Raw genomic sequence first — 14,306 nt, 5'->3', positions numbered from 1 at the left:
CCTATGACCCCAGGGTACGTCAGGCGAGTGTTCGTCTGCGCATCCCGATCACCACCGCGACGGTTCCGGTGATCAGCCCGAGGATCGCCAGGGCCGCCCCCACGAAGGCCAGGGTGAGGGTCGGGCCGTTCTCCACGTCCGTCTGGAGCTTCGCGGTCCCGGCGGAGATCTGGGTGGTGCCGCCGTCGATGGAGTCGGCGCCCTCGGCGACTGCGCTGGCCCCGGTGGCGAGGGTGCTGGCGCCCTCGGCGAGGGTGTCGGAGCCGGAGCTGAGGTCGCCGGCGCCGGTGGCCAGGGTCGAGGCCCCGGCGGCCAGCGTCTGCGATCCCAGGGACAGGGTCGTCGCCCCGGTGCTCATCTCGGTGGTGCCCTCTGCCAGCGTGCCTGCCCCGGTGGCCAGGGTGGTCGCCCCGGTGGCCAAGGTCTGCGTCCCGGTGGCCAAGGAGGTGGTGCCCGTCGCGAGACTGGTCGTCCCGTCGCTGAGCGTGCTCGCCCCGGCCGCGATGAGCGTGGTGCCCTCGACGAGCGCGGGGCCGGCGAGGGCCAGCGCGGCGGTGCCCTCCTTGAGGGTGCTCGCCCCGGCGTGCACGGCGGCGGACCCGGTGACGAGCGGAGCCATCCCGGTCGCGAGGGTGCTCGCGCTCGTGGAGACACCGGCGATCGTGGCCTGCATGACGAGGAGACCGTCGGACAGGCTCGTCGGTGCTGAGCCGGGCGTCGAGTCGAGCACAGCGTTCTGGAGGGTGGTCGCCCCCGTGGACAGGGCCCCCGCGCCCGCGGAGAGCGCCGCGAGCTCGGCGTCGGTCACGACGCCGCCGGCGGCGATCTTCGTGCGGAGCGCCTCGAGAGTGCCTTCGAGGGTGTCGAGCTGTGTCGCGAGGTTGCCCGCTCCGTCGCTGACGCTCTTCGCGGCTGCCATGAGCGAGGTGCCCCCCGGAGGTGCGGTGGTCACGGCCTGGGAGATCTGACCCAAGCCTGTGCTGAGGGCCTCGACGTTCGTCTTCACGCTGGTGACTCCGTCGGAGACGGACTTGGCTCCGTCCACGATCGCTCCGGCTCCGGTGTCCAGGGTGGGGAGCTTGTCGGCCAGGACCGCGACGGAGTCGCGCAGCTCGCCGGTCTTGGTCGCGAGCGTGCTGGCGCCGGTGTCCACCGCGGCTGCGCCGACCTTGAGGCGCTGGGCACCTGTGGCGGCGTCGGACGCACCGGTGGCGACCTTGGAGGCCCCGACGTCGAGGGCCTGGGCGCCGGTGTCGAGGCTGCTCGCGCCGGTCTGGAGGGCGATGGCCCCGGTGGCCAGCGTGGCGGCACCGTCAGAGAGGCTGGTCGCCCCGTCGGCGACCGCGGCGGCGCCGGTCTGCAGGGTCGTGGCACCGGTCGACAGGTCGCTCGCCCCGGTGGCCGCGCTGCCTGATCCGGCGGCGAGCTCGCTCGCGCCGGCGGCCACCTGGACGGACCCGTCGTTGAGCTTGATCGAGGCGTTGTGCACCTTCGTGTTGAAGATCTGGAGGTAGACGATGAGCCCGATCGCTACGAGAGCGAGCAGGATCATCGAGATCCCGGTGAAGAAGGGGAAACGGGGCAGTCGGGCAGTCTCGTGCGAGCTCATCGAAGTCCTGTCTCGCGCCGCAGCTTCCGGCGCGCGCGTGAACAGCCGGGCGCAGCGCCGGGCTGGTGTGGACGGGGCGGGAGCCCTGAGGGCGGACCGCCATTGGTCCGTCCATGAGCGCTCTCGACTATCTGAAACTCAAAGTCTTGGTTAACTACCCCGCAAGGCTAGCAAACCGGACGCTCTTTGTGAAGTAGGTCACACTCGGCGTGGCGCGGCGGCTCCCCGGAGCCCGGGCGAGCCTCGTGCTACCGCTCGGCCTCGTAACCGAGCAGGGCGAGCTGGATCCGGTTGGTCATGTCCAGCTTGGTCAGTGCGCTCGAGATGTGGGACTTCACGGTGCCCATCGACAAGAACATCTCCGTGGCGATCTCGGCGTTCGTCATCCCCCGGGCGACGGCGCTCGCGACCTCGCGCTCGCGTGCGCTGAGCACGCCGAGGCGGGTCTGTGCGGCGAGAGCGCGCTCGGAGACGGCGCGCTCGGCGACAGGGGCCGGCGCCGTCGGCGCTGTCGGTGCGGTCGGTGCGCTCGCAGCCACCGGGAGCTTGGTCGCCTGGTCGATGAGCACCTGCATGACGGCCGGCGAGAGCACCGGCTCGCCGTCGGCGGCGCGGCGCACGGCGTCGACGATCTCCTCCGGCGGGGTGTGCTTGAGCAGGTACCCCGAGGCCCCGGCCCGCAGGGCGGCCAGGATCATGTCGTCGCCGCCGAAGGTCGTCAGCACGATGACCTGGGCCGGCGTCCCGCTCGCCGCCAGCGCCCCGGTCGCTGCGATGCCGTCCATGACGGGCATCCGGATGTCCATGAGCACGACGTCGGGGCTCAGCTCGCGGACGGCCTCGGCCACGAGCGCGCCGTCGGCCACCTCGCCGACCACGGTGATGTCATGGGCTCCGCCGAGCATGAGGCGCAGGCCGGAGCGGACGAGGGCGTCGTCGTCGACGATGAGGGTGCGGATCATGGTCGCCACGGTAGCCGGACGCGGAGCCGGAACGCGCCGGACCGGATCTCGTGGTCCAACGTCCCGCCCTCGATCGCGACCCGCTCGGTCAGCCCAGCCAGGCCCGCGCCGGCGCCGGGGATCTGGGACTCGACGGCGTCCATCGCCACGACGTTGGTCAGGACGAGCTCCACGCCGGTGTCCGCGTCGCCGCGCAGGGTGATGTTCACCAGCGAGGTGGGTGCGTGCTTGCGGGCGTTGGTCAGGCCTTCCTGGGCCACCCGGAAGATCGTGCGCTGCAGCTGGGGTCGGGTGGTCTCCAGGCCGGGGGCGTGGACGTCCAGGTGCACCTGCTGCCCCGCGGTGCGCGCCTCGGCGACGAGGGCGTCGAGGTCGCCGAGGTCAGGCTGCGGTGCGGCTGTGCCGGTCGCCGCGGGGGCGTCGGCGGGATCCTCGGGCAGGTCCGCGGTGCGCAGCACCGAGAGCACCTCAGCGAGCTCTTCGAGAGCCTGGTGGGCGTTCTCCCGGATGACCGAGACGGCGTCGCGCACCTCCGCGGCCGTGGGGGGCGGTGCGGTGCCGGCCTCGGCCTGGTCGGTGCGGTACTCCAGGGCTCCGGCGTGCACGGACAGCAAGGAGATCCGGTGGGCGAGGACGTCGTGCATCTCGCGGGCGATGCGCTCGCGCTCGGCCCGGCGAGCGTTGTGCAGCAGGAGGGAGTGCTCGCGCCGTTCCTGCTCGGAGCTGGTGCGCAGGCTGAGCACGAGCTGACGCCGGGCGCGCACGGCGATGCCCCAGGCGAGGACGGCGCCCACGAGGAGGGTCCCGGCGATGGACAGGTGCACAGCGTTCGTGGAGGTGTCGGGATGGACCCGGTCGTAGACGAGGCCAGCGGGGACCTGGAGCAGGGACAGTGGCACCGAGATCGGCCACGGGCGGTGCACCGCGAGGGTGAAGACGATGACGAAGATCGCGCCGGCGGCGGTGACGGAGAAGGTCGAGGCGACCAGGGCGGCGACCGCGAGGACGACCGGGATCCGGCGTCGCCACCACAACGCGATGCACAGCAGGGCGCCCACCACCGGGTCGACGACGTCGAGCAGGATCGAGGGGTCGTGGGCCACCGGCGAGGCGATGCTCAGCCCGTTCTCGACCTCGCTCGAGAGCTCGACGGTCGTGGTGGCGGACGTCTCGGTGCCCATCATCCAGAACAGCGTCGCGGCGAGGAAGAAGGTGGCGTCCACCGCCCAGTCGCGTGGGGAACGCCGGGTGGAGGATGGCTCTCCCGCCGGGCCGACGGCGCGCGCCAGCTGCCCGGGGAGGGCCCACCGGGCATCGAGGAGGGGGCGGTCGCTGACCTGCATGGCGTCAGCCTACGGACCCGCAGGACGCCGGTGCGACGGCCGATCGGCTGGACTCGTGCGCCTCGGGTCAGTCCTTCGGCTGATCGGCGTGCTCCCGCTCGGCGAGCAGAGAGCGGAGCTTGAGCACGGTCGACCAGTTCCGGGCCGTCCCGTCGACCCCGACGACGCGGCGCAGGTAGGCCGGGGTGAGGCGGCTCGTCCCGGCGCCCGAAGGGTAGTGGGTGAAGGCCACGCCGCCGGTCCAGACCACCCGCTCGGGGAAGCCGGTGAGGTCGAGACCGGCCAGCCGCTGCGGCTCGGGCGGGTCGAGGTAGAAGGTCACCAGGACCGTGGACGGCGCGGCCTCGCTCTCCGCGGGGAAGGGGTTGGCCGCCACGACCGCGTCGAGATCGGCCAGGGTGACCGCCACGACGTCCACGTCGAGGTCGAGGCGGGACCGCAGCTCCGCGCGGACCAGGTCCGCGACGTCCGCGGGCGAGGTGCAGGAGGCCGCGGGAGTCCCGGGGAGGGCGCCGCCCAGCACGAGGTTCCCGCTGGTGAGCAGGGTCGCCGGGGCTGCGAAGCCGGCGTCGGCCCCCAGGGACCGCAGGACCGCGGCCGGCACCGACCGGTGGCCGCCGACGTTGACTCCCCGCAGCAGGGCGGCGTGCGCGTTCATGCGGTCACGGTAGCGCCCTCGGGGCGAGGATGGAACGGAGGAGGGAATATCAACCGCTCGACGATGGTTTGTCATCACGCGCGACCGCGCCATCCGGACCTCACCCTAGGACTGCACATGAGCGCACCCACCACCGCCGGGGCACCGCCCGTCGTCGACCTGCGTGGCCGCACGCCGTGGAGCGTGCTGCCCGCCCTGCTGCTCGGCTTCTTCATGATCATGGTCGACACGACCATCGTGAACATCGCCGTCCCCACCCTCGTGGAGACCTTCGACGTCGGGCTGTCCGCGGTGGCCTGGGTGACGAGCGCCTACCTGCTCACCTACGCCGTCCTGCTGCTGGTCACCGGGCGGCTGGGGGACCGGTACGGCCCCAAGAACATCTTCGTCATCGGCTTGGCGGTGTTCACCCTGGCCTCGCTGTGGTGCGGGCTCTCCGGCAGCATCGCCATGCTCGTGGTCGCGCGGGCGGTGCAGGGCGTGGGCGCCGCGCTCATGACCCCGCAGACGATGGCGATCATCACCCGGGTCTTCCCCCCGCACCAGCGCGGCGCGGCGATGGGCCTGTGGGGCTCGGTCGCGGGCATCGCCACGATCACCGGCCCGGTGCTGGGCGGGCTGTTCGTGGAGTCCCTGGGGTGGGAGTGGATCTTCTTCGTCAACATCCCGGTGGGCCTGGTCGCGCTGTTCTTCGCCGTGCGCACGCTGCCCGCGCTGGCCACGAACAAGAAGTCCTTCGACGTCGTCGGCGTGGTGCTGTCCGTCGTGGGTCTGGCTGCGCTGGTCTTCGGCGTCCAGGAGGGGGAGACCTTCGACTGGGGTCAGGTGTGGGGGCCGATCACCGTCCCGCTGATCATCGGCTTCGGCGTCGTGGTCATCGCCGCCTTCGTGGCCTGGCAGCACCGCCTCGGTGCGGACGCCCTGCTGCCGCTGAGCCTGTTCCACCACCGCAACTTCTCCCTGGCCAACGTGTCGGGGATGGCGGTGTCCTTCGCGATGATCGGGATCTTCTTCCCGCTGACGATCTTCCTGCAGACGACCCTCGGCCTCTCGCCGCTGCACGCCGCGCTCATCGGCCTGCCCGGCTCGCTGGTCTCGGGCGTGGTGGCGCCCTTCGCCGGACGCCTGTCCGACCGTGTGCCCGCCAAGTGGGTCATGGTCACCGGTTTCGCGGCCCTCGCCCTGGCCACCGTGTGGCTGGACCTCGTCATCGCCCCGGGGGCCTCGCCGTGGGCGATCGTGGCGCCGATGGTGCTCTTCGGGGTGGGGACCGGGTGCGTCTTCTCCCCGATGGCCAGCCTGGCCACCGCGGGCCTGGACCACACCACCGCCGGTGCGGGCGCCGGCGCCTTCAACACCACCCGCCAGGTGGGCGGCGTGATCGGCTCGGCAGCCGTGGTCGCCATGCTCCAGGCTCGCCTCGCCGTCACCCTGCCCGACGCCGCTGCGCAGGCCGCGACCGCGCTGCCGGCCCAGCTCCGCGAGCCCTTCGTCGACGCCTTCGCCGCCGCCGGCGGGTCCTTCACGGGCGGCGGCTCCGGGGTGAGCGTGCCCGAGGGGGTGCCCGCCGACGTCGCCGCCTCCTTCGCCGCCGCCGCCCAGGACGCCTTCAACACCGGCTTCGCGACGGCGGCAGGTCAGACGATGCTGCTCGTGGCCGGTGTGCTGCTGGCCGGGCTGGTCGCCGGGGTCGCGATGCGCCGGGAGTCCGGGCACGTGGCGGGCTGAGACGCCGCGGCGTCTGCGGAGATATCCGGCAGGTGAACGCCGTATGACAGTCGTGGGTCCTCGCGCGTGTGCCGTGGCGCTGCAAACTACGCGGGCGTAGTTTCGTCGTGACGGACGGCATCCGGCCGTCCTGACACCCAGGCGCACGCGCGCCGGAGGGAGCCTGTCATGGCAGCTCGTCGAACCGCAGCTCGTCGAACTTTTGTGCTGGACACCTCGGTCCTGCTCTCGGACCCCACCGCGCCGCTGCGCTTCGCCGAGCACGACGTGGTGCTGCCGATCGTGGTGATCACCGAGCTGGAGGCCAAGCGCCACCACGCCGAGCTGGGGTACTTCGCCCGCGGCGCGCTGCGCATGCTCGACGACCTCCGGGTCGCCCACGGCGGGCTGAGCTCACCGATCCCGGTGGGCGAGGCCGGCGGGACGCTGCGCGTCGAGCTCAACCACACCGACCCGCGGAGCTTGCCGGACGGCTTCCGCCTCGGGGACAACGACACCCGCATCCTCGCCGTCGCGGCCAACCTCGCCGCCGAGGGGGCGGAGGTGACGGTCGTGTCCAAGGACCTGCCGATGCGGGTCAAGGCCTCGGCTGTGGGCCTGAGCGCCGAGGAGTACCGGGCCGAGCTCGCCGTGGACTCCGGCTGGACCGGCATGGGCGAGCTGGCCCTCGCCGAGCAGCAGATGGCAGCGCTGTGGGAGAACGAGTCCCTCGAGCTGGCGGGGCTGGACCCGGCCGCGCTCGCGGCGGCCGCACCCACCCTGTGCCACACGGGTCTGGTGCTGCACTCACCGCGCGGCTCCGCCCTCGCCCGGGTGACCCCGGACAAGCACCTCCAGCTCGTGCGCGGCGACCAGGAGGTCTTCGGTCTGCGCGGGCGGTCGGCCGAGCAACGGATCGCCATCGACCTGCTCATGGACGACTCGATCGGCATCGTCTCCCTCGGTGGGCGGGCCGGCACCGGGAAGTCCGCGCTGGCGCTGTGCGCCGGCCTCGAGGCGGTCCTGGAGAAGGGCAAGCACCGCAAGATCATGGTCTTCCGCCCGCTGTACGCGGTCGGCGGACAGGACCTGGGCTACCTGCCCGGCTCCGAGGCGGAGAAGATGAACCCCTGGGCCCAGGCGGTCTTCGACACCCTCGGTGCGGTGGTCAGCCGCGAGGTGATCGAGGAGATCATCGACCGCGAGATCCTCGAGGTGCTGCCGCTGACCCACATCCGTGGCCGGTCCCTGCACGACGCCTTCGTCATCGTCGACGAGGCACAGTCCCTCGAGCGCAACGTGCTGCTCACCGTCCTGTCCCGGATCGGTCAGTCCTCCCGGGTGGTGCTCACCCACGACGTCGCCCAGCGCGACAACCTGCTGGTGGGCCGCCACGACGGGATCGCCGCCGTCATCGAGGCGCTCAAGGGCCACCCGCTCTTCGCCCACGTCACCCTCGCGCGGTCGGAGCGCTCCCCGGTGGCCGCGCTGGTCACCGAGATGCTCGAGCGGATCGAGGTCTGATCGTCCACGTGTCGTGCACGAGGATCGTCATGATCACTCCCACGAGCGCACCCAGGGCGGTGGTGAGCGCCCGGTCGAGGGCGAGCTGACCGCCCGAGGGGTCACCGAAGGAGGTCATGAGCAGCGCCATCGGGGTGATGGTGAGCATCGCGAGGGCGTACTGGCGCACCACGATGAGCTCGGTGACGAACTGCAGCGCGACGACGACGCCGGCCACCCACCAGAAGCTCAGCCCGGCCTCCAGCAGCGGCCACGCGAGGAGCGCGCCGACCGCGGTGCCCAGCGCGCGCTGGAGCGCACGCGGCGTCGTGGTGTGGATGTGTCGGCCCTGCAGGGTGGAGGCCGCACCGATGGCCGCCCACGAGGGGTGACCCCACCCGAGGGCCTGCGCGAGGAAGGCTGCCGCGAGGGAGGCGATGGTGATCCGGACCACCGGGACGACGAGCTCACCGGAGGACCACTCCTCACGCACGGTGTCCGCCAGGGTGCGGCGCGGGGGCAGGTCCGCTGCCTCACCGGTGTCCCCGGCGTTCTCGGCGTGCTCGGCGAGGACGAGCGCGAGCTCGTGGGCCATCGGCGCGGTGCGCCGGTGAGAGGCGTCGTCGGCCAGGACGTCGCGGGCCAGGGACACCCGCGCCGCGTCGTAGTCGGCCGGGGCCAGGGCGCGGCGCACGGCGAGCACCGCCGGGGCCGAGGGGCGCAGCAGGTATCCGGACATGCACACGAGCCAGGCGATCCCCGCGCCGCCGGCGGCGAAGGCCGTCCGCAGCCCGACCTCGCCCAGGGTGGGTGCGCCGGCGACCGCCGCACCGGCGGCGAAGATCACCATGATCGGTCCCGGCGCTCCGATGCGGGAGGCGAGGGCGACGAGGCTGGCCGCGCCGGCGACCAGGGCCACGAGGAGCAGACGCACGTACGGCGGCCAGTCCAGGTGCGCGGACAACGAGCCGAGGAAGATCGCCCCCGTGATCATCGCCCCCGCCAGGGCAAGGCGGGAGGCACGACGCCGGTAGGGCTCGTACCGGGAGTAGATCGCGGTGAGGACGCCGAGCGCGGCGAAGCCGACCATCTCCGGGTGGGGGGACAGGTGCCCCAGGGCGAGGGCGAGCCCCACGGCGAGGCCGGCGCGTACCGCAGCGGCCACCGTCGCGTCGGCTGAGTGCACGGCAAGGGCTGACCAGGCGTGCGAGGTGGACAGCACGGAGCGGACGGCGTGACGGCGCCCGCCGGGGGTGGAGGTGACGGCGGAGCGGGGCGGAGCGGCGGGGGAGGGCACGGGGTGGGGCGGATCCTTCCAGGGGTGGCTATGCTTCTGAAAGTAGTTTACTCGTGAAATAATTCCGGGCCATCCCGGGGGACGGACTCAGGCGTGGACTTTGCCGAACGCGCAGTGCACCAGTGGGCCGAGCGCTACCCCGACCTCGACGCCTCCCACATCCTCGTGGTCGGACGGATCCTACGGATCGCGGCGGTGGTCACGGCCCGCAGCGAGGTGGAGCTCGCCGAGCACGGCCTGACCCGCGGCGAGTTCGACCTGCTGTGCGCGCTGCGCCGGGCCGGGCGCCCACTGCGCCCCGGAGCGATCACCACGGTGACAGGCGCCTCACCGGCGGCCATCACCAAGCGGCTCGACCGGCTCTCCGCCCACGGCATGGTCCGCCGCGAGCAGGCCGAGGACGACCGCAGGTCGGTGCTCGTCAGCCTCACCGACGAGGGAACCACCCTCCTCGACGACGTCTTCCCCGCCATCGCGGCGAGCGAGGCCGAGGCGCTCGCGGGGCTCGACCCCGCCCAGGCGGCACGCCTCGCCGAGCTCTTGGCGGTCGTCCTGTCCACCGTCGACCCGGAGGACTTCGCCACGAGCCCGGGTGCGGGCTAGCTCGACGCCGTCTCGGGGGTCAGGCTCCCGCGCACGATCGAGTCCCCCGAGTGCGTCGGGTCGCCGTCGAGGGGCTCCTGAGAGACGTCGACGAGGGGGAAGGCCGCGAGGTCGAGATCGTCCGGGATGTCGAAACGCCCCTGCGACCCCTCGAGCACACCCAGGCTGGTCAGGCTGCTCAGGTCCTCGGCGATGAGCCACACCTCGCGGTAGCCGTCAGCACTCGGCGGGGCGTCGACGCTGATCACCGCCTGTCGCGTGCCGTCCGGTGCGGTCTCGATCGTGGCCTGGCCCGACGCGTCCGGCCAGTCGGGCAGAGCGTCCAGGGGGGCCTGGGCGATGATCGGGTCGCTGGGCTCCTGCGTCGTGACGCGGTCCCACACGATGCCGGCGCCGATCCCCGCGACGAGGGCCACGCTGGCGGCCGCGGCCACCAGTCCCCAGCGGCGCGGTGCGGACCTGTGGCGGCGACGCTGCGTGCGGGCGGCGGGCACGGGAGAGGGCTCGGCGGGTGCGTCGAGGCCGAGCTCGGCGCTGATCCGCGCCCACACCTGGGGGGAGGGGTGCTCGAGCTCGTCGGGGCGCACCGTGCGGGCGAGGGCAGCAACGGCTGCGAGGTCGGCTGACTCCTCCTGGCACTCGGCGCAGGTCTCGAGGTGGGCGCGCTCGGTGGGACCGGCGACGTCGGGCGCGGCTTCGCCGAGGGCGATGAGGGCGAGGATCTCAGGATCGACGTGCTGCACCATCCACCTCCAGCCGTGTGCGCAGTCGGGACAGGTTTCGTCTCAGGTGACTCTTGACCGTACCCAAGGGCATGGCCAGCTCGTCGGCGATCTGCGCGTGAGTGAGATCACGGAAGAAGGCCAGCTCGAGGATCGTCTTGCCCGGCTCGCCGAGGCGAGCGAGCTGGTCGGCGATCATGACACGATCGGCGACCGCTGTGTCGTGAGCCAGGCCGGGCGTGGCGCCCGGGGCGAGGACGACGGCGGCCTGCTCGGAGTGCCGGGCCCGGGTGCGGCTCTCGTGGGCGTCGGCGATCTTGTGGCGCGTGATGCCCATGAGCCACGTCGACAGACGGGCGTGCTCGGGGTTGAAGGAGCCGCGCCCGCGCCACGCGGCCACGAAGACCTGCTGGGTGACGTCCTCGGCGTCCTGGCGGTCACCGAGGGACCGCAGGGCGACCGTGAAGACGAGCGGCGACCACCGGTGGTAGGCCTGGGCGAGCGCACGTTCGTCACCGCCGGCGAAGGAGGTGTCCAGCGCGTTGCCGCGCCGGTCCACCTGGCCGGGATCGTCCACGCACGCTCCTTCGATCAGTGATGCCTCAGCCCCGGAGGTGTTGCCCATCTCAGGCGTCCGGGACTGCGGTGACGATGACATTGTCCTCGTAGTGTCCGATGGACGCGTCCCATGCGCCACCGCAGGTGAGGAGCACAAGACGGGGTGGTCCGTCCCGGTCGAAGACCTCGTCGAGAGGAACGTTCGTCTTGGCGATCCGATCGACGGAGGACACCGTGTAGCCGTGGACCGTGCCGTCCTCGTCCGTCACGCTCACCGCAGTTCCCACCTGCGCCTCGCGCAGCCGCGCGAAGGGGCCCAGACCCTCAGCGCGGGTGTCGACGTGCGAGGCGAGCACCGTGGTGCCCGACGGGCTGGCAGGAGCCGAGCCGAAGCGGTACCAGCCGGCGTCGGCCGCTGAGGCGGGCAGGGTCATGGTCCCGTCAGCCTCGGTGCCCACCCCGATGACGGCCATGTCCACGTCGAGGTCGGCGACGACCAGCCGGGCCGGTGCGGGGACCGGCGCGGTGGACGCGTCGTCGGCCACCCGGACCGGGATGTCCTGAGGGAGGACGACGGCGGGCGCCTCGGGAGCGGGCGCGGTGGACGCCGTGGGCGCAGGGTCCGCTGGATCTGACGGTCCCGCTGAGGGGCTGCAGGCCACCAGGACAGCAGCCACCAGCCCGGTGACGGCCAGCACGCGAGGGCGTGAGGTCGTCACCGGGCGAGAGCTCCGTGGCTGCAGCGTCATGATCGATGCGTCGGGTCGGTGAGCTCGGGGGCCAGCTCAGCGATCCGCGTGGGCGCCAGAGCGCCGGCGGTAGAGGACAGCCCCGAGGGCGAGGACCCCTGCGGACGCGGCGGCTGCGACCCCCATGGCAGGTCCGTTGCCGGAGCCCGTGTCCGCGAGCCCGACCTCACCGGCGGGAACCCCGGCCGGTGACGCGTGGAGTCCGTCGATGGTCTGCGTGGCCAGGGCGAGGTTGCCGTCGGCCAGGCTGCCCCAGGCGTAGACGATCGTGTTGACGCCCTCGGTGACCGGGACGTCGGCCGGGCCGATCACCGGGGTGGTGGTCCCTGTTGCGGCCACCGACACCGACAGCGTCCCGGCGGGCAGGTCGAGGACCTTCTCGTCAGGGTTGGCGAGGTTGGTGATGACGGGGGTCCCACCGGCGAGGACGTCCACGGCCGGAGCAGCCGCGACGTGACGGACCGTGAGGCGTCCGTCACCCGCCGGGGTGGTCGAGGTGTCGTTGGTGAAGAGGGTGGCCGTGGGAGCACCCGAGGCATCGAGGTGGGCGACCGCGGTGTAGTTGGTGTTCCCGGTCAGGGAGAGGTCGACCGGGCCGATGGCCGGTGAGCTGGCGTCGGCGGCGTCGGCTGCGGTGATGGCGACGGAGTAGGTCCCGGCGGGAAGCTCGAGAGGCCCGGCGAGGGAGCCCGGGGTGAAGTCGTCCAGGGTGCGTTCTCCGTTGACCCAGACGTCCACGGTCAGTCCGGGGACGGCGTGGAGCACGGAGAGCTGGGCGTCTCCCTCGGCAGCCTGGGCTGCGGGGATCATCGTGAGCCCGGCGAGGGTGGTCGCGGCGGTGAGGGCGAGAGCGCCGAACATGGTGCGGCGGGCCTGCGGTCGTGCGTTCATGAGTGCTCCAGGTGTCTGTGGTCGCGCCGTCGTCGGTGCGAGCGTCAGGAGGAACTGAGGACACCTGTGTCTTCTCCCCGACGGGTGCCCGTGGATGCACTTGTCGTCGAGAAGTTTTTTTGGGCCACCACGACGCAGCGCCGGGACCCTGTCGGTGGGTACCCGGCGCTGCGGTGAGCTGGTGCTGGCGAGCGGGTGCTCAGGCCTGCGGCGGACGCGTCATCGCGAGCACGTCCAGGGCGGAGTCGAGCTGGGCCTCGGTGACCTCGCCGCGCTCGACGAAGCCCAGATCGATGACGGCCTCACGGACCGTGAGCCCCTTCTTCACCGAGTGCTTGGCGACCTTGGCCGCAGCCTCGTAGCCGATGACGCGGTTGAGCGGGGTGACGATCGAGGGGGAGGACTCGGCCAGCGCACGGGCCCGCTCGACGTTGGCGGTGATGCCGTCGACGGTCTTGTCAGCCAGCAGCACGGAGGCGTTGGAGAGCAGGCGGACCGACTCGAGCACGCCGAGGGCGATCACCGGGATCTGCACGTTGAGCTCGAAGGAGCCGCTCGCGCCTGCCCAGGCGACGGTCGCGTCGTTGCCGATGACGCGGGCGGCGACCATGAGGACGGCCTCGGGGATGACCGGGTTGACCTTGCCGGGCATGATCGAGGAGCCGGGCTGCAGGTCGGGGATGGCGATCTCGCCGAGGCCGGTGTTGGGGCCTGAGCCCATCCAGCGCAGGTCGTTGCAGATCTTGGTCAGCGACACCGCGATCGAGCGCAGGGCGCCGGAGAGCTCGACGAGCCCGTCGCGCCCGGACTGGGCCTCGAAGTGGTCGCGCGCCTCGGTCAGCGGCAGGCCGGTGTCCTCGACGAGCAGGGCGATGACACGCTGGGGGAAGCCGGCCGGGGTGTTGATCCCGGTGCCCACGGCGGTCCCGCCGAGGGGGACCTCGGCGGCGCGCGGCAGCGCCGACTCCAGCCGCTCGATGCCGTAGCGCACGGCAGCGGCATAGCCGCCGAACTCCTGGCCGAGGGTGACGGGGGTCGCGTCCATGAGGTGGGTGCGCCCGGACTTCACCACGGTCGCGAACTCGGTGGCCTTGGCCTCCAGGCTTGTGGCCAGGTGGTCCAGGGCCGGGATCAGCGAACCGACCACACCAGCCGTGGCTGCCACGTGGACCGACGTCGGGAAGACGTCGTTGGACGACTGCGAGGCGTTGACGTGGTCGTTGGGGTGCACCTCGCGGCCCAGGGAGCGGGACGCCAACGTCGCGATGACCTCGTTGGCGTTCATGTTCGACGACGTGCCGGAGCCGGTCTGGAAGACGTCGAGCGGGAAGTGCTCGTCGTAGCCGCCGCGCGCGACGGCGTCGGCCGCGGCGACGATCGCCTCGGCGACGTCCGCCTCGAGCACGCCGAGCTCGGCGTTCGCGCGAGCGGCTGCCTTCTTCACGCGGGCCAGGGCCTCGATGTGGCTGCGCTCGAGCGGCGTGCCAGAGATCGGGAAGTTCTCGATGGCGCGCTGGGTCTGAGCACGGTAGAGCGCGGCCGCAGGGACGCGGACCTCACCCATCGTGTCGTGCTCGATCCGGAACTCGCCGGTGACGTCGGTGTCAGGTGTGGAAGTCATGGGTCCATCGTGCCGCACCCCCGGCCCAAAACCCGAGCGCGCGCCCCGTGATCTTGACCGCAACCACGGGGCGCGCGCTGACA

The 14,306-nt window shown here is 72.4% G+C and carries 13 protein-coding genes; 3 read left to right on the top strand and 10 right to left on the bottom strand.

The annotated features are described in order from the left end of the window. Window positions 1–19: 19 nt before the first annotated feature. The 4 genes from SS2_RS11585 to SS2_RS11570 all read right to left on the bottom strand — a co-directional run bounded on the left by SS2_RS11585 (window position 20) and on the right by SS2_RS11570 (window position 4,572). Window positions 20–1,609, bottom strand: coding sequence for a YhgE/Pip domain-containing protein (locus SS2_RS11585; RefSeq protein WP_066464196.1), 1,590 nt, complete (start codon window positions 1,607–1,609; stop codon window positions 20–22). Window positions 1,610–1,857: 248 nt separating this feature from the next. After that, window positions 1,858–2,571, bottom strand: a complete 714-nt coding sequence (locus SS2_RS11580; protein ID WP_066464460.1) for a response regulator transcription factor — start codon at window positions 2,569–2,571, stop codon at window positions 1,858–1,860. Next, complete coding sequence (locus SS2_RS11575) at window positions 2,568–3,914, bottom strand: sensor histidine kinase (protein ID WP_083942162.1); 1,347 nt, start codon at window positions 3,912–3,914, stop codon at window positions 2,568–2,570. Before SS2_RS11575 ends, SS2_RS11580 begins: the two co-directional genes overlap by 4 nt. Before the next feature lie 67 nt (window positions 3,915–3,981). Then, window positions 3,982–4,572: a DUF1697 domain-containing protein gene (locus tag SS2_RS11570; RefSeq protein ID WP_066464193.1), complete on the bottom strand. Its 591-nt coding sequence runs from the start codon at window positions 4,570–4,572 to the stop codon at window positions 3,982–3,984. 117 nt (window positions 4,573–4,689) lie between these two features. Here SS2_RS11570 and SS2_RS11565 point away from each other — a divergent pair, with 117 nt between their 5' ends. Together SS2_RS11565 and phoH2 are read left to right on the top strand one after the other, a co-directional pair. Beyond that, the gene (locus SS2_RS11565) at window positions 4,690–6,300 is read left to right on the top strand and encodes an MDR family MFS transporter (protein ID WP_083942160.1); all 1,611 of its coding nucleotides are present in this window, start codon (window positions 4,690–4,692) and stop codon (window positions 6,298–6,300) included. Window positions 6,301–6,468: 168 nt separating this feature from the next. Next, complete coding sequence (gene phoH2, locus SS2_RS11560) at window positions 6,469–7,803, top strand: RNA 5'-3' helicase PhoH2 (protein WP_066464191.1); 1,335 nt, start codon at window positions 6,469–6,471, stop codon at window positions 7,801–7,803. Here phoH2 and SS2_RS11555 read toward each other — a convergent pair. Further along, window positions 7,772–9,079: an FUSC family protein gene (locus tag SS2_RS11555; RefSeq protein ID WP_066464189.1), complete on the bottom strand. Its 1,308-nt coding sequence runs from the start codon at window positions 9,077–9,079 to the stop codon at window positions 7,772–7,774. The two genes, phoH2 and SS2_RS11555, sit on opposite strands and share 32 nt — an antisense overlap. Before the next feature lie 93 nt (window positions 9,080–9,172). Here SS2_RS11555 and SS2_RS11550 point away from each other — a divergent pair, with 93 nt between their 5' ends. Next, window positions 9,173–9,682, top strand: coding sequence for a MarR family winged helix-turn-helix transcriptional regulator (locus tag SS2_RS11550; RefSeq protein WP_066464187.1), 510 nt, complete (start codon window positions 9,173–9,175; stop codon window positions 9,680–9,682). Here SS2_RS11550 and SS2_RS11545 read toward each other — a convergent pair. From SS2_RS11545 to SS2_RS11525, 5 genes are all read right to left on the bottom strand, one after another. Continuing rightward, window positions 9,679–10,428, bottom strand: a complete 750-nt coding sequence (locus SS2_RS11545; RefSeq protein WP_066464185.1) for an anti-sigma factor — start codon at window positions 10,426–10,428, stop codon at window positions 9,679–9,681. The genes SS2_RS11550 and SS2_RS11545 overlap by 4 nt on opposite strands. After that, a complete protein-coding gene (locus tag SS2_RS11540; protein WP_245643535.1) occupies window positions 10,406–10,981 on the bottom strand; it encodes an RNA polymerase sigma factor in 576 nt (191 codons plus the stop codon). Before SS2_RS11540 ends, SS2_RS11545 begins: the two co-directional genes overlap by 23 nt. A 49-nt stretch (window positions 10,982–11,030) precedes the next feature. Continuing rightward, complete coding sequence (locus tag SS2_RS11535; RefSeq protein ID WP_066464178.1) at window positions 11,031–11,681, bottom strand: class F sortase; 651 nt, start codon at window positions 11,679–11,681, stop codon at window positions 11,031–11,033. 66 nt (window positions 11,682–11,747) lie between these two features. Further along, window positions 11,748–12,602, bottom strand: a complete 855-nt coding sequence (locus SS2_RS11530; RefSeq protein ID WP_066464177.1) for a DUF4397 domain-containing protein — start codon at window positions 12,600–12,602, stop codon at window positions 11,748–11,750. Window positions 12,603–12,801: 199 nt separating this feature from the next. Then, a complete protein-coding gene (locus tag SS2_RS11525) occupies window positions 12,802–14,223 on the bottom strand; it encodes a class II fumarate hydratase (RefSeq protein WP_066464176.1) in 1,422 nt (473 codons plus the stop codon). Between the last annotated feature and the right edge of the window lie 83 nt (window positions 14,224–14,306).

The organism is Sanguibacter suarezii NBRC 16159, assembly GCF_001552735.1.
Lineage (GTDB): Bacteria > Actinomycetota > Actinomycetes > Actinomycetales > Cellulomonadaceae > Sanguibacter > Sanguibacter suarezii.
This window is presented reverse-complemented; position numbering and strand designations above follow the sequence as displayed.